At 36.6% G+C, this 23,778-nt stretch carries 26 protein-coding genes and 1 riboswitch; of the genes, 9 read left to right on the top strand and 17 right to left on the bottom strand.

The genetic code is table 11. From position 1 onward, the window contains the following. Positions 1 to 115: 115 nt before the first annotated feature. Positions 116 to 1,177 (bottom strand): DUF5667 domain-containing protein, encoded by a 1,062-nt coding sequence (locus HNQ94_RS08830; RefSeq protein ID WP_174497853.1) that lies wholly within the window; start codon positions 1,175 to 1,177, stop codon positions 116 to 118. Positions 1,178 to 1,261: 84 nt separating this feature from the next. Beyond that, positions 1,262 to 1,347, bottom strand: a riboswitch (cyclic di-GMP riboswitch). Positions 1,348 to 1,509: 162 nt separating this feature from the next. Beyond that, on the bottom strand, positions 1,510 to 2,124 hold the full coding sequence (locus HNQ94_RS08825; RefSeq protein WP_174497852.1) for a DedA family protein: 615 nt from the start codon (positions 2,122 to 2,124) through the stop codon (positions 1,510 to 1,512). Positions 2,125 to 2,412: 288 nt separating this feature from the next. On the opposite strand from HNQ94_RS08825, the gene HNQ94_RS08820 reads away from it, so the two are divergent. Further along, positions 2,413 to 3,327 carry a VanW family protein gene (locus HNQ94_RS08820; RefSeq protein WP_174497883.1) on the top strand — a complete coding sequence of 305 codons (915 nt, stop codon included), beginning with the start codon at positions 2,413 to 2,415 and terminating at the stop codon, positions 3,325 to 3,327. A gap of 8 nt (positions 3,328 to 3,335) precedes the next feature. Here HNQ94_RS08820 and HNQ94_RS08815 read toward each other — a convergent pair whose 3' ends face one another. Next, on the bottom strand, positions 3,336 to 3,782 hold the full coding sequence (locus tag HNQ94_RS08815) for an SRPBCC family protein (protein ID WP_174497851.1): 447 nt from the start codon (positions 3,780 to 3,782) through the stop codon (positions 3,336 to 3,338). An 80-nt stretch (positions 3,783 to 3,862) separates the two neighbouring features. Further along, on the bottom strand, positions 3,863 to 4,402 hold the full coding sequence (locus HNQ94_RS08810) for a GNAT family N-acetyltransferase (protein ID WP_174497850.1): 540 nt from the start codon (positions 4,400 to 4,402) through the stop codon (positions 3,863 to 3,865). Positions 4,403 to 5,193: 791 nt separating this feature from the next. Here HNQ94_RS08810 and HNQ94_RS08805 point away from each other — a divergent pair. Continuing rightward, positions 5,194 to 5,406, top strand: coding sequence for a methionine aminopeptidase (locus HNQ94_RS08805; protein WP_174495558.1), 213 nt, complete (start codon positions 5,194 to 5,196; stop codon positions 5,404 to 5,406). Positions 5,407 to 5,515: 109 nt separating this feature from the next. Here HNQ94_RS08805 and HNQ94_RS08800 read toward each other — a convergent pair whose 3' ends face one another. Both HNQ94_RS08800 and HNQ94_RS08795 read right to left on the bottom strand, forming a co-directional pair. Beyond that, entirely contained in the window at positions 5,516 to 5,671 is a 156-nt protein-coding gene (locus tag HNQ94_RS08800; protein ID WP_174495559.1) for a YjcZ family sporulation protein, read from the bottom strand. Positions 5,672 to 5,834: 163 nt separating this feature from the next. After that, complete coding sequence (locus HNQ94_RS08795; RefSeq protein WP_174495560.1) at positions 5,835 to 6,662, bottom strand: halocarboxylic acid dehydrogenase DehI family protein; 828 nt, start codon at positions 6,660 to 6,662, stop codon at positions 5,835 to 5,837. Positions 6,663 to 6,996: 334 nt separating this feature from the next. Here HNQ94_RS08795 and HNQ94_RS08790 point away from each other — a divergent pair, with 334 nt between their 5' ends. From HNQ94_RS08790 to HNQ94_RS08775, 4 genes are all read left to right on the top strand, one after another. Then, a complete protein-coding gene (locus tag HNQ94_RS08790; protein WP_174495561.1) occupies positions 6,997 to 8,724 on the top strand; it encodes a carbon starvation CstA family protein in 1,728 nt (575 codons plus the stop codon). 99 nt (positions 8,725 to 8,823) lie between these two features. Then, positions 8,824 to 9,087, top strand: a complete 264-nt coding sequence (locus HNQ94_RS08785) for a cory-CC-star protein (protein ID WP_174495562.1) — start codon at positions 8,824 to 8,826, stop codon at positions 9,085 to 9,087. Between the two features lie 43 nt (positions 9,088 to 9,130). Continuing rightward, a complete protein-coding gene (locus tag HNQ94_RS08780) occupies positions 9,131 to 10,096 on the top strand; it encodes an ArsA family ATPase (protein ID WP_174495563.1) in 966 nt (321 codons plus the stop codon). A 295-nt stretch (positions 10,097 to 10,391) separates the two neighbouring features. Next, a complete protein-coding gene (locus HNQ94_RS08775) occupies positions 10,392 to 11,381 on the top strand; it encodes a phosphotransferase enzyme family protein (protein WP_174495564.1) in 990 nt (329 codons plus the stop codon). Positions 11,382 to 11,429: 48 nt separating this feature from the next. Here HNQ94_RS08775 and HNQ94_RS08770 read toward each other — a convergent pair whose 3' ends face one another. The 10 genes from HNQ94_RS08770 to HNQ94_RS08725 all read right to left on the bottom strand — a co-directional run bounded on the left by HNQ94_RS08770 (position 11,430) and on the right by HNQ94_RS08725 (position 21,144). Further along, a complete protein-coding gene (locus HNQ94_RS08770; protein ID WP_311771624.1) occupies positions 11,430 to 11,801 on the bottom strand; it encodes a carboxymuconolactone decarboxylase family protein in 372 nt (123 codons plus the stop codon). Between the two features lie 170 nt (positions 11,802 to 11,971). Beyond that, positions 11,972 to 12,082 (bottom strand): YjcZ family sporulation protein, encoded by a 111-nt coding sequence (locus HNQ94_RS08765; RefSeq protein WP_174495565.1) that lies wholly within the window; start codon positions 12,080 to 12,082, stop codon positions 11,972 to 11,974. 144 nt (positions 12,083 to 12,226) lie between these two features. Then, the gene (locus tag HNQ94_RS08760) at positions 12,227 to 12,877 is read right to left on the bottom strand and encodes a plasmid recombination protein (protein WP_174495566.1); all 651 of its coding nucleotides are present in this window, start codon (positions 12,875 to 12,877) and stop codon (positions 12,227 to 12,229) included. An 18-nt stretch (positions 12,878 to 12,895) separates the two neighbouring features. Continuing rightward, a complete protein-coding gene (locus tag HNQ94_RS08755) occupies positions 12,896 to 13,780 on the bottom strand; it encodes a 50S ribosomal protein L11 methyltransferase (protein WP_174495567.1) in 885 nt (294 codons plus the stop codon). A 156-nt stretch (positions 13,781 to 13,936) separates the two neighbouring features. Beyond that, positions 13,937 to 15,418: a COG1470 family protein gene (locus tag HNQ94_RS08750; protein WP_174495568.1), complete on the bottom strand. Its 1,482-nt coding sequence runs from the start codon at positions 15,416 to 15,418 to the stop codon at positions 13,937 to 13,939. 157 nt (positions 15,419 to 15,575) lie between these two features. Further along, positions 15,576 to 16,160, bottom strand: a complete 585-nt coding sequence (locus HNQ94_RS08745) for a histidine phosphatase family protein (protein WP_174495569.1) — start codon at positions 16,158 to 16,160, stop codon at positions 15,576 to 15,578. 105 nt (positions 16,161 to 16,265) lie between these two features. After that, entirely contained in the window at positions 16,266 to 16,889 is a 624-nt protein-coding gene (locus HNQ94_RS08740; protein WP_174495570.1) for a TetR/AcrR family transcriptional regulator, read from the bottom strand. A 254-nt stretch (positions 16,890 to 17,143) separates the two neighbouring features. Then, entirely contained in the window at positions 17,144 to 18,223 is a 1,080-nt protein-coding gene (locus tag HNQ94_RS08735; RefSeq protein WP_174495571.1) for a M42 family metallopeptidase, read from the bottom strand. A 14-nt stretch (positions 18,224 to 18,237) separates the two neighbouring features. After that, positions 18,238 to 19,494, bottom strand: a complete 1,257-nt coding sequence (locus HNQ94_RS08730; protein ID WP_174495572.1) for a GNAT family N-acetyltransferase — start codon at positions 19,492 to 19,494, stop codon at positions 18,238 to 18,240. 276 nt (positions 19,495 to 19,770) lie between these two features. After that, complete coding sequence (locus tag HNQ94_RS08725; protein ID WP_174495573.1) at positions 19,771 to 21,144, bottom strand: PTS fructose transporter subunit IIC; 1,374 nt, start codon at positions 21,142 to 21,144, stop codon at positions 19,771 to 19,773. Between the two features lie 335 nt (positions 21,145 to 21,479). Between HNQ94_RS08725 and HNQ94_RS08720 the strand changes: the two genes are divergently transcribed. From HNQ94_RS08720 to HNQ94_RS08710, 3 genes are all read left to right on the top strand, one after another. Then, complete coding sequence (locus tag HNQ94_RS08720; protein ID WP_174495574.1) at positions 21,480 to 21,824, top strand: ArsR/SmtB family transcription factor; 345 nt, start codon at positions 21,480 to 21,482, stop codon at positions 21,822 to 21,824. Between the two features lie 84 nt (positions 21,825 to 21,908). Continuing rightward, positions 21,909 to 22,391, top strand: coding sequence for a GNAT family N-acetyltransferase (locus HNQ94_RS08715; RefSeq protein ID WP_174495575.1), 483 nt, complete (start codon positions 21,909 to 21,911; stop codon positions 22,389 to 22,391). Positions 22,392 to 22,481: 90 nt separating this feature from the next. Then, positions 22,482 to 23,066: a hypothetical protein gene (locus tag HNQ94_RS08710; protein ID WP_174495576.1), complete on the top strand. Its 585-nt coding sequence runs from the start codon at positions 22,482 to 22,484 to the stop codon at positions 23,064 to 23,066. A 39-nt stretch (positions 23,067 to 23,105) separates the two neighbouring features. Here HNQ94_RS08710 and HNQ94_RS08705 read toward each other — a convergent pair whose 3' ends face one another. Further along, a complete protein-coding gene (locus HNQ94_RS08705; RefSeq protein ID WP_174495577.1) occupies positions 23,106 to 23,771 on the bottom strand; it encodes a DUF421 domain-containing protein in 666 nt (221 codons plus the stop codon). Positions 23,772 to 23,778 lie beyond the last annotated feature (7 nt).

Here is a 23,778-nt window from a genome sequence, read left to right as displayed (position 1 = left end):
TCATTAGAAAAACTTGGCTTGTCTCCAAGTCCTTATGGCGAAAGCCTTAGTTTGTCTTATACTTAAATCCTTTAACAAAGTTAAACTTTCTTAAAGCACAAAAAAACGAGGGGGATTAGTCCTCCTCGTTTTCCTCATCTTCCTTTTCTTCTTCATCTATATCTTTTTCTTCACTATCATCGTCATCTTCGTCTTTATCTTTACCTTTACCTTTATTATTCTTATTTCGGTTTTCTTCAGCTTTTTTCTTTGCTTCTTCACGTTTTTGCTCTGCTAACTTTTTCGCTTCTTCTTGTTTTTGTTTAGCTATTTCTTTTGCTTCTTTAGCTTCTTCTCTAGACTCCTCTTCGTCTTCTCGTTCATTCTCTACCTCTTCTTGTACATCATCAACTAGCTCTTCACTTTCCTCAGCTACTTCTTCTTCAAGCTCTTCTAGTTCTTCCTCTAATTCTTCTGCGTCTACTTCACTAGAAGCTAATTCAGCTAATTTCTTGTTAATTTTTGTTTCTAATTTAGCTTGTGCCTTGGCAATATTTTTTTGAAGTGCTGCTTTCGCTTGTTCACTTCCTACTTTTTCTAAAGCTAGTGACATTGCAACAATATTTTTCGAAAACCTCTCCTCTAATTGAGCGCGTAGCTCTTCTTCTGAAAGGACAGGCTCCTCTGTTTCCTCTTCTTCAGTTCCTTCATCTGAAACATCAGATGATCCATCTTCAGAACCTTCTTCTACAATATCCCCTACTGCTTCGTCTGTACCGTCTTCTGTATCATAGACATCTAAAGCTGCTTCTTGTTGTTCAATTGCTTGCTGAAGTACTTGTTCAGCCAACTCCGTTTCTCCGTTAGCAAGAAGTGCCTCGACTTCTTTCATTCTTTCTTCCGCAAATGTTGCCAATAACTCTGCTTCTTTTACGTTGTCATAGTTCAAGGCTAATTGAAGATTTTCACTATACGTTTTGAAGAAATAAAAGAAATTCGTTGGCAAGAGGACAGTTTCCTCTGATTCGCTAACTTCATCCTCTGTTTCTTCAACATTTTCAACAGGCTCCACTACTTCGTCTTCTTCCGTACCCTGATTTTCACTTTCTTCCGCAAATACAGCTTGTCCACCAATAGTGAGAGCAAGTACAAATCCAGTAATACTTAATCCCAAAAACTTAAACCACTTTTTCCCCATAAAAAAACCTCCTAATCAAATGTAAATATTTGAATTGGAAGAATAGAATAATAAAGCTATACCGTTAGCATTTATTCTTCATTCTTCAGCAATCCAGCCACCATAGTGATATCCACCTTAGGTCTGTGACTTTGCGTCTCTATTTTTCAATAGATTTGCCTTTTTCAAATGAGAACAACGCCTATAAAATTGACTTTGTTCGTCATTATAATATAAATATAGAGGTAATCTAACAATTTGTATATAGGATAAAAATCCCCTTTCCTTTCCTTTTATTTGAAAATTCTGTTTTAAATAGGAAAAAGGACTATGAACCAGTCCTTTCCCTACAATTATATTCGTTTTGTTTTTCTTTTTCGAATAAATAAAGTGATGAATAGGACAAAGAGTACAGCCACAGCTACATAAATCACTTTCGAATAAAGTTCCATGTAATGCACAATTTCTTCCCAAGAATCTCCAACTGATGCACCAAGGTTAACGAGAACTATATTCCAAATGAAGGTGCCCAACGTAGTCAGAGAGAGAAATAAAGGCAAATTCATATTAGACATACCAGCTGGAACCGAAATGAGACTTCTAATAATAGGAATAAATCGACAGAAAAACACTGTCCAAGGTCCATACTTATCAAACCAAGCGTCTGCTTTTCTAACATCTTTTTTCGTTAAACGAAGAATATGTCCCCAGCGCTCCACAATTTTCTCTAATCTTTCAACGGATAACTGTAGGCCTATGCCGTATAAAATCATCGCACCAATTACAGAGCCAGCAGTTGCTGAAATTACTACTCCCATTACAGTCAAATTTGACGTAGTAGTAATAAATCCGCCAAAAGTTAAAATAACTTCAGATGGCACAGGAGGAAATACGTTTTCTAAAGCAATTAAAAATAAGATTCCCATATAACCAAATTCATTCATGATGTTAATTAACCAATTGTCCATATACACACTCCATTTTTTGGCCAAGTATCTATACTGTTATATTCTGCACATAATTAGGAAATACTTATTTTCTTGTCCTCCTTCATTATAAACATAGACTGAGCTATCGACAGATACATCACTTCTAACCTCTCTTCATGATGTATCAATGTTATTTTATAAGAAAAACATGTAAATAGATATCAAAATTTTGGCCCCTTGATTACTTTATGAACAAATTTCACAAACATCTTTTCCCAATTATTGTACAAGCTAAAATTAATACATAACTAGGGGTTGATTTAGTTGATTTCACACACATTGCTTACCCTACTTTTCTTATTAAGTACTGATCCGACACTTGCAAACAATACTGATAAATTCATTACACATAAAAATCAAAAAATAATGACCTTGGATCAATCTGCATATTCCTTCCCTGCTCTTGGGGATTCTTTTCTAAATCACGAAACATACGAAGAGCTTGTACAGTCAATAAACAAAAAAGTATTTGAAAAACCAAAAAATGCAACCATCAATAAACAGGGGAAAATTGTTCAAGGAGAAGTTGGATATGAGTTAGACGAAGAACTTTTCCGAGCAGAATTTTACCAATTATATTTTACTGGTGGAAAAACAGAGTTAGAGGTTCCAAGAAAAGTCATTTATCCGAAAGTAGATAGTGAATTATTAGCAAGCATACGGACCCAACAAATCGGTCGGTACGAAACGTATTTTAATAAACATAATGAAGAACGCACACATAACATGAAACTCGCAACAAAGGCGATTAACAATCACGTTATTTTTCCGAAAGAAACCTTTTCTTTTAATGAAGTTGTTGGAAAAAGGACGGAAGAAAAAGGCTATCTTCCTGCCCCTGTTATTGTAAAGGGAGAATTAACAGAAGGAATTGGTGGAGGTATTTGTCAAGTTTCCTCCACTCTATATAATGCAGTGGATCAAGCAGGAGCAAAAATTGTTCAACGGTATTCGCATAGTAAAAGTGTACAATATGTCCCTCCAGGTAGAGACGCAACGGTTAGTTGGTATGGACCTGATTTTGTTTTTAAAAATATTCATAATCAACCACTTTTGATCCAAGCAAAAGTGGTTGGAGGAACACTATCTATTACTATTCATTCATCCGAAGTCATTTATTACAAACCGAGAAAGGTACCAGATGCACCAAATGAACTTCCAAAAGAGATTGAAATTGGCTAGCGATCTTTTTATTCTTCTGCTAGCTTTTTTACCCTTTTTATAAATTTTTTAACTACTTTATCATTGGCAAAGAAAAGCATGATTTTAACATACCACTTTAATGCCTGGTTCGTAGTTGTATACGTAAAAAGCGTTTTTTCATCATCAATTTTAATTAATTCATAGGTTGCAGTAATATTAAAAAGATTTGCAAGTGTGAAACCAATTTTTAACTTTTTGTTGGATGACTCATCAACATAGTCTAAAGTTTCCACATCGTATTCCTCTATTCGCTTTCCTTCTTGATATTGTTGCTTATATATACTTCCTACTACCTGTTCCGTCTCCTTAACCGGTTTATGACTTACTACTTTCGGCATAAGCTTTTGCATATTATCCAGAGAGGATTGATTAAATAATTCCCATACCTTCTCAATCGGCGCATTAATTTGAATAGATTTCGTCCACTTTTTCATCGTATTACACCTTCCTTTTCATTACTGCACACTTTTATTGTCCTAGTCTCAATCATTCGTTATTTAATTTATGTACAAAACTATTTTGCATCATATTCCATTAACCAACAATCTCTATATGTCCCTTCATGATACTCTCTTAAAGGCAGTAGCTTAACTTTTTGAAAACCACATTTTTCATAACAAGCTATAGCTCTCTCGTTCCAAGTCTGAGGATCCATCACAATTTTGTGTGCCTTCCTATCCTTCGTTAAAAAATCTACTATTGAAGATACGAGAAGTTTCCCTATCCCTCGGTTCCAAAAATCCACTTCCCCAATAAATTGATCCGTGCCGTAAATAATTTCACTTTGAGAGAGATAACCATATTCCTCTCTTTCTTTTCCTTCTACTAAGTAGAACTGAATGTAACCTATTGGTTTCCCATCATATAAAACAATACAACGGTTCACAGCTTGATTATTACTGAAAAACTTTTCTCCCACTAACGCTAAATCAAAGGGACGATCTCTTCCCTCGTAATATTGAAGTACTTTTGGGTCGGAAAGCCATTTAACTAACCAAGTTTTATCTTTTTCCTCTAGTAATCGAACGGATAAATTATTGTTTTCAAATAGCAAAGCTTTTCCTCCAATTTTTTAAGTATAGCTGCTGTTACATTATCAAACTTCTAACCGAAATACCGGGAAATACTCTCTCTTTTTCTAGCATCATACCTCATCCAATTTAAATGCACTTTGTAACTTACTATTAAATTCATAATCTATTATTACATATCTTTCCAAAGTACTCATTATTAGTAAAACATTTATTTAAATTTTTTCATAATAAATATTACTAACTTTTGATGGTAAATGCGACGTAACTAAATGTGTGCAAATCCAACCGCTACGGAAATACACTACGCTTTCCACGGGCTCGCGCTGAGCCTCCTCACTCGCACAGAACGCTCGCTGTGGGGTCTCAACGTCTTCGCTGTCCCGTAGGAGTCTACGTGTATTTCCTTCGCTAAGCATGTGCTTATCTTTAATGTACGGATGAGCTGGGAAAAGGAAAGTTAATAATATAGTCGTATTGATAAAGAAGAATTAATCTAACATGCCTATATGGTTTACCACTATCCTTGAATTAGAAAATCAATCTTAGCGTAGGCAGAATACGCAGACTCCTACGGGATAGCACGTGTCTGAAGACCCCGCAGCGGTGGTTTTCCGCGAGGAGGCTGAGGCCGTGCCCGTGGAAAGCGAAGTATTCTGCCGAAGCGTCGTATAGCACTCATCATAACACAAACCTATAGTTACTTCGGAGTTTAAGGAAAAAACGAAATATCTTTAAAGACCAACAAATGTAAAGTATAAAATTCCAATTTCTTCACATCCTAAAATTAAAAATTTGCCACGAGGTGAAAAAAATGGGATTTTTGAGTTCTGTTAATGAATGGCGTGAGAACAGACGCGAGAAAAAACTTTCTGAAATGGAAAGCTTAGGAATTTGTCCTGATTGTGCTGGAAAAGGGTTCCACCATATCACTCATAGTGAAATGTACTATGCTGCACCTTTTGAATGCCAAGGGTGTAATGGTAGTGGATCCTATGCAGAATGGTCATCCAACAATATGTTTTAACATAAGTTATTGCCCTGGAAATAGTCAAACTTATTAGAACAAGATAAAGCTCCTCCATGCTTATGCACAGAGGAGCTTATTTTTACTTGTAGCTCATTTTATGATGGGCTTAGTATGCCCAAGTTGCACCAACGATGATTAACAAGATAAACAATACTACGATCAACGCAAAGCCACCGCCGGCACCATAGCCTGCGCCATAGCCTGCTCCCGCAACTGGTGCTCCATAAGCGCCATATCCATAACCGCCATATCCGAAGCCCATAATCAAATCCTCCTTTTAACATTTTTATATCTTACACTAATCACACTATGTACAGTGGACTTATAATGTTTGGGTTTGTAGCTGAATTTTGAAAAAATGGACGCTTAAATTTTAAAATTTGCATATGAAAATCAGTTGTTTAAAAAGGAGGGGGTTGACATGTTCATAAAATCATTCTTCTAAAATATTCACCATCAATAATGAGCCCGGGTAGGAAATCCTGAAACATAGCAACAACTCCCATTATTCCAGCGATGTCACGATTGGAGTAAAAAGGTGTTAATTGAGGGCGATTTATTGTAACCGAGAAGGGCATTTGATGGGCTAATGTAATGGATTGTTCTTTTATCTTTTTTGATAATAAAAGATAGTGATCTGATCCTACATATGTGTCTAATCCCTCCCAACTCTTTTCTAAGAATATCGGATATTTTGCTAATGCGCGGAAATCGCTTGCTATATCAAAGGAACGATGCTTGTTCATGATATCTAAAAGGAGCCTTCTTACTTGAGGAGTAGTCTGTTGTATAGAAATAAGTTCAATGTTTGGAAGCTGGTGAATAACCCCTGGTTGAATATATCCTTCCACATCTCCTCCACCCTTTATTGGACGGTTCGCTAAACTTTCTTCCCAAGCAGAAGCAATGAGTAATAACTTCGTGTTCACATAGTTAAATGTAAAAATGACTCTTTTTATTCTCTCAATAGTGGCTTTATCGTAATAAAGATTCCAATTTTCTTTAGGAACTTGTACATCGATGGAAGGATAGCGTATTTTTTGTGCAGCCCTTTCCATATTGATCGTTATCATATTAAGTCGAATCTGATTCCAGCCTAGCACTAAAAATTGTTCATACAATGCTAATGTTCGAAACATAAAGTTTACTATAGGAACCTTTAAAATGAATTTGATGTCCTCATACATAAACTTTAATCGGCCAGTGGCCTCGCCTTCCATCACTTCAGGTACGCCAAAAATATCTTTTGTCATTTATATCCCACCTTTAGTCTATGTTATGCGGCATGACCTAAAATTTAACGTAGAAAACCCACTTTTTTTCTCCCATTATTGTGAACTAGACATGTCTACGCTCCATCGGTTTACTATTTTTTATGTTCGTTGTTTTTACGGAACCATTTCTTTTTCCACTGCTCAATCAACTCAATTAGTCTATATGAGGCTATCAATTTCATGCCCTAGGCTATTAAATTTAAAAAATAAGGCATTATTTGTCCCACCTTTTAATATATACAAGTAGTAAGTAGGAGATTTGGAAGCGATTTCAAATTTTCCACTTACTATTTTTGTAGAGGAGGACATAAAAATGAGTGCTATTTGGTTAGCCGTATTTGGTGGTATCATCTTCTTCTTTGGTTATCGCTTTTATTCCAAATTTTTAGCCGAAAGGATTTATAAATTAGATCCAAACTATGTAACTCCAGCAAATCGCTATAACGATGGAGTGGATTACGTTCCAACCAATAAATTAGTATTATGGGGGCACCACTTTACATCCGTTGCAGGGGCAGCTCCAATCGTTGGTCCAGCTATTGCGGTTTACTGGGGTTGGCTACCTGCATTACTATGGGTTGTGCTCGGTACTGTATTTGCAGCCGGTGTACATGATTTCGGAACCATTGTTCTTTCGGTGCGGAATAAAGGGCAGTCTGTCGGAACGCTAGCAAACAAATTAATTGGGCAAAAGGCAAAAATTTTATTCCTATTTATAATCTTATTACTTGTTTTAATGGTAAACGCTGTGTTCGCCTGGGTTATTGCTAAGTTATTTATTTCTTTCCCTGCAAGCGTGATTGCTGTGTTTATTCAAATACCTCTTGCTATTTGGATTGGCTATCGCGTATATAAACGCAAAGGTGGAATGCTACTTCCTTCCGTAATTGCCTTAGTTATTATGTATCTTGCTGCTATTATTGCCAGCTACGTACCAGCTTTACAAATCGATTTCGTTCAATACATGGGCGGGGAAAATGGTACTGGTTTATTCGGCCTATCCACAACCGCTTCGGCATTCTTTATTTGGATCATCATTTTAATGATCTACGTTTATATCGCTTCCACTTTACCTGTATGGAAGCTTTTACAACCAAGGGATTACATTAACTCTCATCAATTAGTTGTAGGTCTTGGTATTTTATATTTAGGGTTACTTTTTACAAATCCAGAAATTACTGCACCAGTTACGAATTCAAACGCAGACACTTCTTGGTTTCCATTACTCTTTATTACCATTGCCTGTGGTGCCATTTCCGGTTTCCATGGCTTAGTGTCCTCAGGCACAACCTCTAAACAGCTAGACAAGGAGACAGATGCACGTTTTGTAGGTTATTTAGGGGCTATTGGTGAGGGAGCCCTAGCTCTTATCGCGATTATTGCGGTAGTAACCTTCTTCCCTTCTATTGATGAATTTACCGCAACATACAGCGGATTTACGGCTGCAAACGGTGCTGGATTAGGTACTTTCATTCAAGGTGCTGGCCAACTAGCAACTGGTCTTGGAATCCCAGCAGTAGTTGCTTCTACGATTGTTTCCGTAATTGTAGTGAGCTTTGCGGCAACAACGCTTGATTCATCCGTTCGACTAATGCGCTATATTATTGCAGAGCTTGGATTAGAATACAACATTAAACCAATGACAAAAACACATGTTGCTACTACTATTGCAGTTGTGTCAAGTGCTGCGCTTACATTACTGCCAGAAGGACCGAATGGCTTTGGTTCTGGTGGATACCTATTATGGCCGTTATTCGGAACATCCAATCAGCTTCTTGCGGGTATTAGTTTATTGCTTATTGCAATTTGGCTAAAGCGCCAAGGCAGAAACTATATGCCTGCCTTTATTCCGATGGTGTTCCTGCTCTTTATGACCATGTGGGCTATGATTAATCAAGTCGTCTTCGTTTGGTCTGGGGCTAGAGGTGAAGAAGCAAATATGCTCCTCTTTATCTTCGGAGCTATTATATTAGTATTTGCTCTTTGGATTTTGCTTACTGCCATTTCTGCTCTATCAAAAAAGGATGACCACGTTTCCTAAAAGCTAATACATTGGGTCAGACTCCAAAGTTTTTATCACAATGGGGTCTGTCCTTTTCTTTTTTTACATATTAGTAGCATAAAGGGGGGATGGAACAAGATGTCAAAAAGAGGTTCGTTAAAAAAATTATTCCAATTATATGATGAAATTTTAAGCCTTCCCCACAAAACGGAGGTAGCACGGGAACTGCGGGATGAGGATGATTTATTTTTACTTCTCCTGTACTCCGACATGCTCGGAATACCGAATCCGGCCTTTTATTACACCCTAGAGCTTTATCCGTATATAATCGAAAAGTTTCACGATTGGCACTTGCGCATGGGTATCGAAAAATCCCCATTGGACGGAATTCGTTGTTGTTAATTAGCATAGCTTACCAACAGTTGATAGAACAAAGGAGGTACTAATGTTGAATACATTACAAAATAAGCAAATTATTTTCGTAGGAGGAAAAGGCGGTGTTGGGAAATCAACCTCTTCTGCTGCACTTGCCTTAGCCTTCTCACAAGGAAATGAGAAAACATTAATCGTTTCCACTGATCCAGCTCATAATTTAGGGGATATTTTTCATCAAAAGGTCGGCAATAGGAAAACAAAGTTAGCCAACAATCTTTGGGGAATTGAGATTAATCCGGAGTTGGAGGCGAAAAGATATATCGAATCGGTGAAAGATAACTTAAAGGGTTTAGTCAAATCCCGTATGGTAGAGGAGGTTCACCGTCAAATTGATATGGCTAGCGCTTCTCCTGGGGCAGATGAAGCAGCTTTATTTGATCGTATCGTCTCAATTATTATAGAGGAAAAAGAAAATTACGATAAAATCATTTTTGATACAGCACCTACGGGGCATACGATACGGTTACTTACCCTTCCAGAATTAATGAGTGTTTGGATAGACGGGATGATGGACAGACGAAAAAAAATTAACGATAACTATACACAGCTATTAAATGATGGAGAGCCGCTGGAGGATCCAATTTATGACGTTCTTCAACAACGAAAAGATAAATTTGCTGCTGTCCGGAAAATCATTCTAGATCCGATCAAGACAGGGTTTACTTTTGTGTTAATACCAGAGAGGTTGCCAATTTTAGAAACAGAAAAAGCAATCCAACAATTGGACAAGTACCATCTTCACGTGCGTACCCTTATCGTTAATAAAGTACTTCCAGATCATGCTGATGGGGTTTTCTTACAAAAACGAAGACTACAAGAGAAGAATTATCTGCATAAAATTAAACAATCATTTAGAAAGCAAACGTTTATCAAGGTTCCTCTATTTGAAGAGGATGTTTCAGATATGGAGAAACTAACTCATTTTTCCAATCATATTCAAAAGTCATTACAAGAGGAAACTTCATTACCTAATTGACCAAATTTGGTGTTATTTGGTATAATTTCCTTAATTCTAAAGAAGGGAGTGAGGTATTGCAATGCTTAAATTAGTGAAGTTAACCTTGGGAACTAAATGTATTGCCTCTCACTCTAGCGGTCTATTCACTTTGTAAATATCGCAAAAGTTGAGAGCCTACATAGGTTGTGGGCTTTTTTGGTATGAAATCACAGCACAGGGTTAGAAAAAGTAATTCTGTGTTTTTTTATGCTCTCGTAGTCCCCCTCCATTTTTTTCTAAGGTGACCTTCTATAAATTTGGAGGATGAAAATGTATGATGAAATTAAGTACGATGAAAAAAGTAGTTGCAACAGTTGATCACAACTGGAGAAGTCCCCTAGCCGAGCAAATATTAGACAGATGGGGATATGATGAGGGTTCGGTTTATTACATTCGTGCATCTGCCAATTTTATTTTTGTTTGTAAGCAAAATGGCAAGGTAAGATTTTTACGTTTCAATGATCTATCAGAGCGCGATTTCCAAACGACTCAATCTGAACTAAATATTTTACATTATTTAAAAAGCAAGCAAGTAAAAGCGGCACAACCTATTTTATCAAAAACAAATAATTATATGGAAGTTGTTGAAACAGAAATAGGGACATTTTGCGCTGTCTTATTTGAAGGTTTTACTGGGAAGCAATTAGAAGTAGAAGAACTGAATGAAAAAGATTATTTTATTTGGGGAAAGGCGTTAGGTCAACTTCATCAAGCTTTCAAAGATGCACCTGTTGAACTAAAAACAGCGCGAAGTAACTGGAAAGAACAACTTTTAAAGGTGAAAAAAATGTTACCGAAAGAAGAAACGGAAGCCCTACAAGAATTAGAATTAATCCAAACATGGGCTGATCTGCTTCCTATCACTTCCGATAATTTTGGTTTAATTCATTACGATTTTGAGCTCGATAACTTAAGATGGGAAAACAATGAAATCGGTATGATTGATTTTGATGAATCTGCGAATTATTGGTTTGTAGCAGATATTGCATTTGCATTAAGAGATTTATTAGACAGAGGAATAACCTTAGATGATCCTTTGATGGCTACTTTTATAAAAGGATATGAAACAGAGTTAACAGTAGATATGGCTCTGCTAAAAGATTTACAGCTTTTTTCAAGAATGCATCAATTAATTCAGTTTAGTAGGCTTTTACGCACTTTAGATATTAAGGAAGCAGGAGACCAACCGGATTGGCTAGCACCCTTAACAAAAAAACTTCAACAAAAAGTAGAAGCTTACCGTAATTCATTGATAGGAAAATAACATAAAAGCCGTCACGTGGTATTTAACTTACCCGTGACGGCTTCATTCTTAATGCTTCATTTGATAATAATCATAAGTATCTACAGCAAGGGTTACACCTTGCGAAAAGGCAGCTCCTCCACCTAATGCTGCCGCAATTGCAATTGTTTCCATAATCTCTTCTTCTGACGCATCGTGCTCCACTGCACCTTTTGTATGGTACATAATGCAATATTCATCCTGGGAATAAATACTTATAGCAAGTGCCATAAGTTGCTTCTGTTTTGCACTTATTTCACCCTCTTTGAAGCATGCATCCGTAAAATCAAAAAAGCCTTTCGTCATTTCAGGAAGTCTTTCTTTTATTCTTGCACTACCTTCCTTAAACTCCAAAATGGATTGATCAAAGTAATTTTCAAGCTGATTTTCCTGCATATCCATCTTATCCACCTCTTATGTATTTTTTCAAGAGTCATTGTTTAGATTTTACTTTCATGAAAAAACCATACATGGAATGACTTGGTAAAAGATGGATTTTTTAAAAATGGAAAGACTCCCTCCATTGGGAGAGAGCCCTATTGTTTCGTGTTGGTTAAGCTCCATAAGAGGGCTTAGTATGCGCCATATCCGCCCCAAGAAGCACCAATAATAATTAACAAGATAAACAATACTACTAACAGCGCGAATCCGCCGCCATATCCATATCCGCCTACAGCACTCATACGGAAACCTCCTCATTCAAATTTATATCTTACATCAATACCTTATGAAACATCAGGTCATTTTGTATGGGTTTGGAGGCGAAAAAATTAAAAATAGGCATTTGCCCGGTTAGAAAATCCAGATCAGTTACACTGGTATTTGGCTTAATCTGCAGGAGGGACTTGCATGAATTCAGCTATATCAGCGACTGCTTTATATTTAGCCTCCAATTCAAGGTTAAATAAATAATAACGAATGATAGTTCTATCTGTTTCCCATATGTATAAGTTTTCAATGACATTAGGTTCCCCATATTTTTTCTTTAACTCTTTCACTAATTTATCACCGAATTCTTTTTTTCTTTCTTGATAAGTAATAAGTGGAGTTGGCTCAACATCAAAAGAATAAGAAGCCTTTAGTAAAATCGGTTCCTCTAAATTAGCATCTTGCTCCTTCATTATTTTTAGTGCCCCACCTTCCCCGTCTTGCATAACAGAATAAAATCGATGGGCAAAAAAGTGATAAGCTAAGGACACTCTTTCCTCCTCTATATCCGTAAACTTCACATCATCTAATATGACATCGACATTTTTAAATTCTGCATTCTTATGACGATCAGCCTCCCTCATAATGAAAGGTTCCATATTTTGAAATCTCTCTTTTTCTACTTCTAACACATCGTCTAGGGTAGCACCCCAGTTCGATTCTCTAATGTCTTCTTTCTTAACTAGACTACTTATACTGCTATCACTGTCATTACATCCAGTTAAAAGTAAAACAAATAACATAAGGTAAAAACGATATTGCATTTTCATGTTGCATTCCTCTTTCCTTTATCCTTTTTTATCAAAATGTAGTGTTACCCATTCGGCTGACTGTAGTCTTTGTTGAATGGTAAAGCCAGCGCTTAAAAATGTTTCCAATACGCCTTCTATGTTCCATTCAACAAGGCCAGATAGTATAAAATGTTTGCTTTTATCCAGTAAGCTGTGTCGTTGGATAATCTCTAATGCTTCATCAGCCCCAATATTGATGAATGTCCAGTCGTAGATATCTTTCACTTTATATTCACCAGCTAGTAAATCTGCTTGTTCTATCGTTAATTCGTTATGTAAATCATTCAATTTAAAATTATGTACTAATTCTCTTCTTACTGGTTCAAAATCCACCGCTTTTAACTTCCTAGCATTTTTCAAGGCAGCTGCAGTCGTTAAAATACCTGACCCAGACCCTAAATCTAAAACAGATTGACTAACAAAATCCTTTTCTAAAATGATTCGTAAACAATCTTGTGTCGTTTCATGAAGTCCTGTTCCAAAAGCTGCTTGGGGATCGAATTTTAAAACACATTTGTTTTCATACGTTTTATAGTCAGGATAACTTATCACCCAACCATTTCCTAAATCGATATCCTCTAGGGAAAAGTCGGATTCCACCTTTGTTAAAAACTGATAGCTTACGTCCTTTTGTTTCATATGTAGGCTTTCTTCAATTAATTGAAAATAAGATGCAGGTAGGTTTTCCACCTCTACATCACTGGCATATATTTTAAAGTCTATCTTTTCTTCTGATTGTTCCTCAAAATCATAGCCATTTGGTATCACCACTACTTCTATAGGTGCCTCATAGTATACATTGTATATGCCGACAACGTTTAGTTTTTCTGTTATTTCATCTGCTTGTCCATAGGGAATTTTGATAGTAAATTCATGTAACATAAGCTTGTCCTTTCCATGATTTTTTCTATTGTTTCATTTTACCTTGCTTTTCATTGTTTTAAAAGAATGCTTTTACCTCCAACGTTAAAAGAGCAAAAAGAGTAGAAAAAGAGGAATGGCTCTAGATGGAGTCATTCCCCTAATTATTACTGTGATTTAGTTGTTGTTATTTCGATTTGCTCGTAAGAATTGTCTTATACTTGCAATCGCATTTGGACCATTTTCTGCTCCATTTCTCGTTGATTCTGTTGATTCGACTGTGCCATTGCCATTTTCACAAGGTGTATCACACTCTACCATCGCTGTGAACGTAGCATCCGCTTCAGCTGGTATATTTATTGGCTCTAACTCTACTTGATCGTCTTCTGTGATAAAGATATCACTTAGGACGTTCGTGATTGGAGTAGGACCAAACGTTGTAGATTGAACAATCGTTAATTCAATAACTTTTTCTACTTCTCCATCAGCTGGAAGTTCTGTTTCACAAACAATGTCAATGCATAATGGACCTTCTAGTTCTTCTCCTGTCTCTACTGGCGTATCCGTTTCAGATATAAAAGCTGTACAATCTGTTCCAAATGAGTCAAATTCTACCGTCAATCCTTCAGGGATACAAATTGTATCAAATAAGGTGACATTCGTTGCAGGTGAATCTGGTTGATTTGTCACAGACAGAACAAATTGAATGTTATTTCCATTCACTATACAGCACTTATCCCCGCTCACTTGAACGACTGCCAGAACAAGGTCACAAGTATCTGTTCCTAACGTGCCATCCTCTGCTTCAGCAGTTGCTGTATTTTCAATTGCATACTCACCTGGCTCTGTAGGAGCGAAAGTAATTTGAATTTCACGATTTGTACACTCACCTGGTTCCAATGAGCCAATATTCCCGAAAAATTCAATTAGTCCATCCATTTCATCCACTTCAAGTTGGTTTGGTGACACCGTTATTTCGGTATACGGTAAATTTTCTGGGAAGGTGACAACATCTAACAATTCAATATTTTCCAATGTCGTATCACCTGTGTTGCAAACGGACACCTTAAACGTCGCAACATTTCCTTCTAATTCACATGTCTTATCTACAGTTAATTCAGCTGCACCACAGCAAGGAACTAAATAACAGTCCTCACAATCAAAGAAGAAATCATTTGGACCAGCTTTCACACCTATAGGTTGAGCACATGCTGGAAAGTTGCCTTCAATTTCAAGTCGATATTCTACACAAACACCTTTATCATAACGGTCATCTGTTTCAACCTTTAACCAATTAAATCCTTCTGGTGCGGGACCGAAATTTGGGTCGGTGTCGTCTAATGTGAATGCTACCTCCGTAAATTCACCACAACCATCAATTTTTTCCAATACATTAATGTCTTCTTCCGTAATAGTTTCACAAATAGGAATAACAAAATTGCTAATTCCACTAACTAATTGACCTGGAGTTGAATCCGTTAAAAACTTATACGTCCAATAAGAAACATCTGCTTCTTCGTCAAAACAAGGATTTTGGGAAATAGTACCTGTCGGAAGTGTTTGACACTGTGGCTGGACTACAGAAATCCCTTGGATTGGTGGGCATGCACATATATTTTGATATGGCACGCATTCACAACTGTTACACACATCTACCATTCAACTTCACTCCTTCTATTAAATTTCTTACATTACTACGATATGAAAACAAACGATAATAGAGTGGATTAATAGACTGAGTGAAGTGATGATTTTTTTGATGTATTAAAAAAACACCCGAATGGAACTTTTTTCGAGTGTGATTTGCAAAAATGTATTATACCCGTTCCCCATCTAAATGTTTTGCACAATTCATTAACTGACAATCCCAGTTTTCGTTTTCTTTTTCAAAGATGGATAACGAGGTGTTTCGAAAACTTTGATCAAAGGATTCGTCTTGTAGTAAAACCTTAACGACTTGGTTAATCGTTGCGCCATGGCTAACAAACAAAATCTTCTTATCAGGATGAAGAGCACAATATTCTTCAATGCATGTGACACTTCTATTTCTTATTTCCGCATCACTTTCAATGCCTAAATTCAATTCCTTCCAAGAAGGCCCAAACTGTTTAAGACGATCTTCTTCCGTTGTTCCTTCACAATCACCGAAGCCTTTTTCTTGTAGTCTTTCATCTACCAATAACGGGATATTTAGTGTTTGAGCTATTGCATTTCCCGTATCATACGCTCTACTTAAATGACTAGAAATAACAATATCCCAATCTTCTTCTAATAGCCGTTTGGCGACTGCCTTTGCTTGCTGCCTGCCGATTTCATTAAGTGGGACATTTGTTTGTCCCTGTAATCTTCGCGCCTTGTTCCAATCTGTCATCCCATGCCGAACAATTCCAATTATGGTCATTGCTTTTCCCTCCTAGAACTATATTCTATAAGTCTATATAAATCGTATCTAGTTTGCAAAAAAAATCACTACCCTTGATGAGGATAGTGATTTAATTATAACTATTTACGTCGTTATTCCTTTTAAAAAGTTCATATACAAACGGTCAATATGTTCGTAGACTTTTGAAAAAGGAAACTTTTCTTTGGCAACAAGTAAATGGAGGCGGACGCCGTCATTTAGTGCCCAAAAAGCCTCTGATGTTATTCTTGAGTCGATATCTTGACGGAATTCTCCGTTCGCTTTTCCTTCATCGATCATCTTTTCTAAAAAAGTTATAAACTTTTCAGCATGCTCTTCCATTGCTTTCCGTAATTCTTCGTTTTGAGAGGCGTTAATCCAAAATTCTAAATGAACCCGCTGCTTACCAAGCCAAAGGTCATCCTCTTTATACGTTATTTGAAAATATATTTTCAACATATGCTTTATCTTTTCGGTTGCAGTTGTAAAATTATCGAAGCCTTTGCTTAAATAATCAAAGGTCTTCTCCGTGTTACGGTCTAGTAAAGTTAAGTAAATATCATCTTTGCTTTTAAAATAGTTATAAACTGCACCTTTACTCATCCCTGATTTTGCTACAATATCATCAATGGTAGACTCCTGATAACCGTTCACTGCAAAGCATTCCATCGCGCAATCTAATATAAGATTGCGCTTTTGTTGTTTATATTCTTCTGTGACTTTTGGCATAACGTTATCCCCCACCTTTCACTTTGGAAAACTTGACCTAAGTATTCCAAAGTGAAAGCCTTTTTCTGTACAACTTCCTCATACCAGACTAAACGAGACCTTAAAAGCTAAGGTTGAAAGGACTCGGGTTAATTACCTTCGCTTCGAGTTTTGGTAAGTTCTTCTATATCGATTGGAAAAACATACTCTTCCATCGCGCAACTCCCTACTTTCTCTTCTTTTTATTATACTTTACTAGCTCCATACAACAAGTATTAGCTGTTTTCCAAAATAGTTTTCAGTGCCTGTGAATCTAGCTTTTTTATAATGGAAATGACTAGATTTACAGTATGTTCAAAGTCATCATAATGGATAATCGATGAACTCGTATGAATATATCGTGTCGGAATAGCTAGCGCCAAGCTCGGCACACCTTTTCCAACTGTATGAGCTGCACCTGCGTCTGTACCCCCAGCAGGCATAACTTCATATTGGAAAGGAATGTCGTTTTCTTTTGCAATTTCAATAACAAAATCTCGTAATCCTTTATGTGGAATCATGGAACGATCAAATAGAAATAATTGTGGACCCTTTCCTATTTTAGCAGTTGCATCTTTGTCGCTAATACCAGGTGTATCCCCAGCAACACCCGTATCTAATGCAAACATAATATCTGGCTGAACCATTTGTGTAGAAGTTCTGGAACCACGAAGACCAACTTCCTCTTGAACATTTCCAACACCATACAGTGTATTTGGATGATCTTCCTTTGCTAATCGCTTCATTACTTCAATTGTAATCGCACAGCCTATACGATTATCCCAAGCTTTTGCCATTAACAATTTAGGATCTGCTAGTTTCGTCAGTGGACAAACTGGGACTACAGAATCCCCGAGCCTAACCCCAATCTCTTCTACATGCGCTTTATCCCTCGCACCAATATCAATAAACATATCTTTTATTTCTACTGTTTTCTTTCTTTCTTCTGGAGCTAACACGTGAGGTGGCTTGGATCCAATCACACCAGAAATATTTCCATTTTTAGTAGCAATGGTAACCCGTTGTGCTAACATTACTTGACTCCACCATCCACCTAGCGTTTCAAAACGTAAATAACCATCCTCTGTAATTTGAGTAACCATAAAACCAACTTCGTCCAAATGGCCGGCGATCATGACTTTTGGTCCTGCTTCCTTCCCCTTTCTTTCTGCAATCAAACTACCTAAATGGTCATAATACACATCATCCGCATACGGCTCAATGTACTTTTTCATTACATCTCGTGCTTCTTTCTCGTTCCCTGGAACACCAATGGCTTGGGTTAAATCCTCCAACATTTTTACTGTCGTTTCCATTTAAATTCCTCCCTTTAAAATAAACTCATACAAATAGGTTTTTTATTAGTAAGAAATAGCTGATTGATTGTAGAGGTATAGCGCTGGTCTGATATATCAGCTAATCCGTACGTAACTAATTTGTCAAAAGTCATACTTCCCATTAATAGGGAAGAAAAATACGAAATATCCATCTTTAGTTCCACATCAAACTCATCATGGTCACGATGGACAGTTGGTTTACCATTAGCAAAATGAACCACTGTTTCCTGATTGTTACTTGGAAAAAAGGTATCTTCTATCGTAAATTTCACCGTGCACGTCTCTTTTCCAAAAGTATGATTTTGTAAATCGAGGAAAATTCCTTCCACATCTATAACTCGATACATGATTCCAACACCAGCAATGTTCGTTTCATGATAGACAGGGGGAATCATCACGTCTGTTCCATTACGTGCATCATCAAATAAAAAGTGAAAATGTTCATCTTGCGTATTGATCACAATTCTATTTATTTGGTCTGCTTGGGAATGGAAGAAGGTTAACAGCTCTCCTAACGCTTCACTATGTAAATAAACGAATTCATGAACATGTATGTCGTTTATACCAAAATTGCTCTCATTGGCACGTTTGAACGTAAATATAACGTAACCTTCTATTTTGCCGTCTTTTTTAAAGGCAATTATTTTATTTTCTGGCTTGTTAAAAATAGAATCTAATTCAAAAGGTGTTTTATATAACATCCCATGATGCTGTCGGACGAACTGTTCATAGCATGTATGTAACCTTTGTTTATCCTCATTCGTTACGTATACGATATGGTCTTTTGATCCTCGATTTGGGAATTCCTTTGGCAATAACTTGTATTGCTCCATTTTGGTTCCGAAACCAAAGCCCATCTTTTTATAAAAATCCGGTCGAAACGGATATAACATAACCAGATTGGTACCTCTTTTTTTGTAATGATCAAGGTAAAATTCCAACATCCTTTTTGCAATCTTTTTCTTTTTATGTAACAAATCAACTGCAACTAAACCAATCCCCCCAACCTTTACTTCGTTTGAGAGCATATTCATTGTGTAATCATGAAGACGCATTGACCCTCTCATTTCTCCGTCTTCGTAATAACCATAAAAGTTAACAAAATCATTCTCTTCTTGATTTTTCATAAGTTTTTCGTGAATCTTCTTCTTTTCCTCTTCCGTATTAAATGGAAAAGCGGGGTACGCATTATTGACGATTTCCACCATATTCATTATATCTACTGTCGGTATTTTTTTAATTTCTCCCATTTCAACCCTCCTCAGATAAATAAAAACGACTGGTCAGTTTATTTTATTATAGTGAAAACATCTAAAACAATCAACCACTATTTAGTAGTTTTTCTTCCTAATAGATCTATGTCACCATCATGTTTACTTTCTCATTAGAAAAACGAAGGCTTGTTGCCAAGTCCTTATGGCGAAAGCCTTCGTTTTTCTTATACTTTAATCCTTTAACAAAGTTAAACTTTCTGAAAGGATTAAAAAAACCGCCATTCCTTTATAAGAATGACGGTCGTTTATCGGTTATTGGTTGACTACATTTTTCTTTAATACTGATACCATAATAGCTGTAACAACCATACCCGCTGCGATTGCAACAATATAAAGAAGTAAGTTAGAAACCGCGTTCGGAATACCTAATACGAAAACACCACCATGTGGAGCGCGTAATTGAGCTTCAAATAGCATGGTTAACGCCCCAGCTACTGCAGAACCTGCCATTAAAGATGGAATGACACGAAACGGATCTGCTGCTGCAAATGGGATAGCCCCTTCCGTGATAAAGGAAATGCCAAGTACACCTGCTGCTTTTCCAGCTTCTCTTTCTTCCGTATTAAATTTCTTTTTTGCAATCATAGTTGCTAACCATAAACCAAGTGGCGGTGTCATACCAGCTGCCATTACAGCTGCCATTGGTCCATAAATTTGACTCGCAATAAGGCCTGTTGCAAAAGCATAAGCTGCTTTGTTTACAGGTCCTCCCATATCAAAGGCCATCATTGCACCTAAAATGATTCCTAGTAATAAAGCATTTGTACCCGTCAAACCTGTTAACCAGTTTTCTAAACCATTCATTAGAGAACCTACTGGCTTACCAATCACGAAAATCATTAACATACCAACTACAAAAGCAGAAATAACCGGAATGATAAGAACTGGTTTTAATCCCTCTAAATTACGAGGTAACTTAATATTGTCCTTTAACCATTTCGCTGTATAACCTGCTAGAAAACCTGAAATGATACCACCTAAAAACCCAGAATCACCTGATGCTGCCAACATACCACCAATTAAGCCTGGAGCTAAACCTGGTTTATCAGCGATAGAATAAGCAATAAAACCAGAAAGAACAGGAACCATTAATGCGAATGCTGAAGCACCACCAATTTCCATCAACGCAGCTGCAAATGTTCCTTCTGCATTGATACCACCAAATAGAAATGCTAACGCAATCATAATACCACCGGCAACAACTAGTGGAATCATGAAGGATACACCGTTCATTAAATGTTTATAAGGGCCTGAGCGCTGCTCTCCTCGTTCTTTTTTCGCCTGTGCAACTTGGTCCATATATGCTTCCCCTGATGTTGCTTCTTTTGCAAGTGCTTTTTCTACTAACGAAACTGCGTTTTTGATTGCTTCCCCAACGGAAGCGTTTACAACTGGTTTCCCAGCAAAACGACTAACATCCGCATCTGTGTCAGCAGCAACGATAATCGCATGTGCATCTCGAATATCCGCTTCTGTTAAACCATTTTCCACCCCTACACTGCCACGTGTTTCTACCTTGATTTCTACCCCTTTTTCCTTCGCCGCTTTTTGTAATGCTTCAGCAGCCATGTACGTATGTGCAATTCCAGTTGGGCATGCTGTTACTGCTAAAATCTTTTTAGCCATGCTAAAAACCTCCCCTATAATTGAATAACTGAATAACCTAGATAATTGCTAGTAAAACTAGTTTTTCTACCAAACCGAATCACCTTTCGATAGATTTGGTCGATTTTGAACGAATAATAAGTAAAATGAATGTGTTGATGATTATTTGTGATTAATTATGATTATATTTGACTAAGAAAACGCTGTCAATAGAAAAATAAAGCGTTTTCTAAAAATGCATGTGATTGTTTGTGATTATTTTTCTGTCATAAATAAGAAGCGGCTAAGATGAAGCCAAATTGAATATATTATGGTATAATAAAATCAAAATAAGTTGATGTATGAGGTGAAACGTAATGATTGAAATCCCACTCATTGACCTTAATAAACAAGAACTGTTTAAAGATTATAAAAACAAGTTTAAGGCATTAGCAGATGAGAAAAGACTAGAAATTCTCCATTTATTAACAACAGACGGGGAATCCTGTGTTTGTGATTTGCAACCAAAGATCGACATGACGCAATCGAAACTTAGCTACCATTTAAAAATTCTACTTGATGCGGACCTTATCACTCGTACGACAAAAGGTACATGGAGCTATTACAAAATCAAGGAAGAAACTATTAATCATATTCTTTCTGAAGAGCTATGCTGTATTTTTAGACCTTCTAGAAAAAAAGACTCTGACACTTGCTGTTAATCAAAGGTCAGAGTTCTTTTTATTCCCCTTTTTACCTTATCGTATAAAATAAATACTAACTGTTATTAAGAAAGTGGTGATTGTATGGGCTATATCGTGAGAAAAGCTACAAAAAACGATTTTGAACAAATTAATAGATTAGGTGCACAGTTACACGAGCTTCATTCAACTAATCGATCTGATTTATATGCAATTACGAATAATCCGATTGAATGGGAATACTTTATGAATTTTTTAGAAGGAGAAACTACCTATTTATATGTCGCAGTGGATACAGACAAGAATAAATTAATTGGACATACGTTTTTACGAGAAGAACATACACCTGACATTCCTGTACTAGTACCAAGAAAAATTTTGTATATGAACATATTGTGTGTGGATGATACCTATCGTGGAAAAGGAATTGGCCGATTACTATTTGACTACACCAAACAACTTGCGAAAGAAATAAAGGCAGATGCTGTGGAATTAGACGTTTCTTCCTTTAATGTGAATGCGGTTAAATTTTACGAGTCGCTAGGATTAACTGAAAAAAGTAAGCGGATGGAATTACCGCTCTATTAATTAGTTGAGCAATTACTATAAACTTCCTCTATCTTCTTAAGTCTACCTAGCGTATAATTTTTAGGACTTTCGAAGGGAGAGACATTACAGATGATGAAAAAGATATTAATTGGCCTTGCCATTGTTGTGGGGCTTGTAATAGCTTGTGTGGCTGCGATCGTTATTTTCGTAGATGATTCAAAAGCATCCTATGTAAATAATTTCATTACACAAATTCATGAGGAACAAACTGATGAAAAAGGAAAAGAAATCACGGAAGCCTCTTTTACTTTTATAAATGAACATTCTGAGCTTTTCCCAACTGCAAGCTATACGTTTACGGATGATAATATGAATGACAATCTTAGTGGAGAAGACTTAGAACGAAATCTTAACCGAGAAACAGATCGTCTATTCAATCATATAGGCACAATTTATGACTATTATGAAGTAGAGTGGAAAGGCTTTATGGGTGAAAATATTATAGTCTCCTACATTTTTGTAAAAGATTGGAGCGGTTACCACTACCAATTATTCTACTTAGATGAAACCGATTTCCAAATTGGGGATGAAATCTATTTCGTCGCACTTCCATTAATGCATTCTTATTATGGAAATAAAGGCGGCGGACAGACAGATGTGTTTATGGCCCTAGCAAGTTTTGTTGATTTAGCACCAGAGCTAGAGGAAGAGTAATATGATCAAGCCTTACCAATAATGAATGGTAAGGCTTGTTTACTTATCATAAACATGAAGAACATTCTTACTTCCAGTTGTAACTGTGGCGAAGAATATGTTCTTTACATTTGTATATCCCTTTTGCTCTAATTCCTTCTGAAGCCAATCCTCATCCTTTTCAATTTCTTCCAAATTATTCTTCTGCACTTTCCCTTCTACCACGACAGACAAAGGCAGCCTATTGGATTCGGCTTGTATATTTAAATCTCCAATCCTAACAGGAGCATTCTCCGTTTTTGGTAGGACACTTATTTCACCGTTCGGTTCTAAAATAGCGTATTCAATACTTTCAATCCGTGGATATCCCGCAAGACGAAGGGAAGATAACAATTCTACTAAAGGATACCTACTTTTCTTTAAATGTTCTGGATATAGTTTGCCATGTTTAATTAAAATAAGCGGTGCCCCAACAATAAATTTGTTCATTTTATTAATAAGCGTTAGCCTTGATAACAATAGATGTGTGGCAATGATCGCACCAATCCCAGCAATTGCTTGCGAAAAATTCTCTAAATTAATCGCACCAAATGCAATATATGCTAGAAAAAATAACGCCCCAAAATCATGTGGTGTGAGCTGAGCTAAAGCCGTTTTCCCCAGGAGTCGAATACTTATGACAAAAAACAAATAAACTACTACTAGTTTTCCAATTTCTAAAAGCAAGAAGACA

Origin of the sequence: Salirhabdus euzebyi, assembly GCF_014207435.1 — a bacterium.
GTDB lineage: Bacteria > Bacillota > Bacilli > Bacillales > Alkalibacillaceae > Salirhabdus > Salirhabdus euzebyi.
Note: the sequence above shows the minus strand (reverse complement) of the source record. Positions and strands in the feature narration are given on the sequence as shown.

What these genes read in the sequence shown, in the direction of transcription:
- HNQ94_RS08815 (WP_174497851.1), bottom strand. Translation starts at nt 3,782, where the DNA reads ATGAAAAAGTGGACGAAATCTATTCAAATTAATGCGCCGATTGAGAAG.
- HNQ94_RS08760 (WP_174495566.1), bottom strand. Translation starts at nt 12,877, where the DNA reads ATGAAAATGCAATATCGTTTTTACCTTATGTTATTTGTTTTACTTTTA.
- HNQ94_RS08725 (WP_174495573.1), bottom strand. Translation starts at nt 21,144, where the DNA reads ATGGCTAAAAAGATTTTAGCAGTAACAGCATGCCCAACTGGAATTGCA.
- HNQ94_RS08750 (WP_174495568.1), bottom strand. Translation starts at nt 15,418, where the DNA reads ATGGTAGATGTGTGTAACAGTTGTGAATGCGTGCCATATCAAAATATA.
- HNQ94_RS08765 (WP_174495565.1), bottom strand. Translation starts at nt 12,082, where the DNA reads ATGAGTGCTGTAGGCGGATATGGATATGGCGGCGGATTCGCGCTGTTA.
- HNQ94_RS08735 (WP_174495571.1), bottom strand. Translation starts at nt 18,223, where the DNA reads ATGGAAACGACAGTAAAAATGTTGGAGGATTTAACCCAAGCCATTGGT.
- HNQ94_RS08790 (WP_174495561.1), top strand. Translation starts at nt 6,997, where the DNA reads ATGAGTGCTATTTGGTTAGCCGTATTTGGTGGTATCATCTTCTTCTTT.
- HNQ94_RS08825 (WP_174497852.1), bottom strand. Translation starts at nt 2,124, where the DNA reads ATGGACAATTGGTTAATTAACATCATGAATGAATTTGGTTATATGGGA.
- HNQ94_RS08785 (WP_174495562.1), top strand. Translation starts at nt 8,824, where the DNA reads ATGTCAAAAAGAGGTTCGTTAAAAAAATTATTCCAATTATATGATGAA.
- HNQ94_RS08800 (WP_174495559.1), bottom strand. Translation starts at nt 5,671, where the DNA reads ATGGGCTTCGGATATGGCGGTTATGGATATGGCGCTTATGGAGCACCA.
- HNQ94_RS08830 (WP_174497853.1), bottom strand. Translation starts at nt 1,177, where the DNA reads ATGGGGAAAAAGTGGTTTAAGTTTTTGGGATTAAGTATTACTGGATTT.
- HNQ94_RS08770 (WP_311771624.1), bottom strand. Translation starts at nt 11,801, where the DNA reads ATGGATATGCAGGAAAATCAGCTTGAAAATTACTTTGATCAATCCATT.
- HNQ94_RS08740 (WP_174495570.1), bottom strand. Translation starts at nt 16,889, where the DNA reads ATGCCAAAAGTCACAGAAGAATATAAACAACAAAAGCGCAATCTTATA.
- HNQ94_RS08720 (WP_174495574.1), top strand. Translation starts at nt 21,480, where the DNA reads ATGATTGAAATCCCACTCATTGACCTTAATAAACAAGAACTGTTTAAA.
- HNQ94_RS08775 (WP_174495564.1), top strand. Translation starts at nt 10,392, where the DNA reads ATGATGAAATTAAGTACGATGAAAAAAGTAGTTGCAACAGTTGATCAC.
- HNQ94_RS08755 (WP_174495567.1), bottom strand. Translation starts at nt 13,780, where the DNA reads ATGTTACATGAATTTACTATCAAAATTCCCTATGGACAAGCAGATGAA.
- HNQ94_RS08805 (WP_174495558.1), top strand. Translation starts at nt 5,194, where the DNA reads ATGGGATTTTTGAGTTCTGTTAATGAATGGCGTGAGAACAGACGCGAG.
- HNQ94_RS08730 (WP_174495572.1), bottom strand. Translation starts at nt 19,494, where the DNA reads ATGGGAGAAATTAAAAAAATACCGACAGTAGATATAATGAATATGGTG.
- HNQ94_RS08710 (WP_174495576.1), top strand. Translation starts at nt 22,482, where the DNA reads ATGATGAAAAAGATATTAATTGGCCTTGCCATTGTTGTGGGGCTTGTA.
- HNQ94_RS08795 (WP_174495560.1), bottom strand. Translation starts at nt 6,662, where the DNA reads ATGACAAAAGATATTTTTGGCGTACCTGAAGTGATGGAAGGCGAGGCC.
- HNQ94_RS08780 (WP_174495563.1), top strand. Translation starts at nt 9,131, where the DNA reads ATGTTGAATACATTACAAAATAAGCAAATTATTTTCGTAGGAGGAAAA.
- HNQ94_RS08745 (WP_174495569.1), bottom strand. Translation starts at nt 16,160, where the DNA reads ATGACCATAATTGGAATTGTTCGGCATGGGATGACAGATTGGAACAAG.
- HNQ94_RS08715 (WP_174495575.1), top strand. Translation starts at nt 21,909, where the DNA reads ATGGGCTATATCGTGAGAAAAGCTACAAAAAACGATTTTGAACAAATT.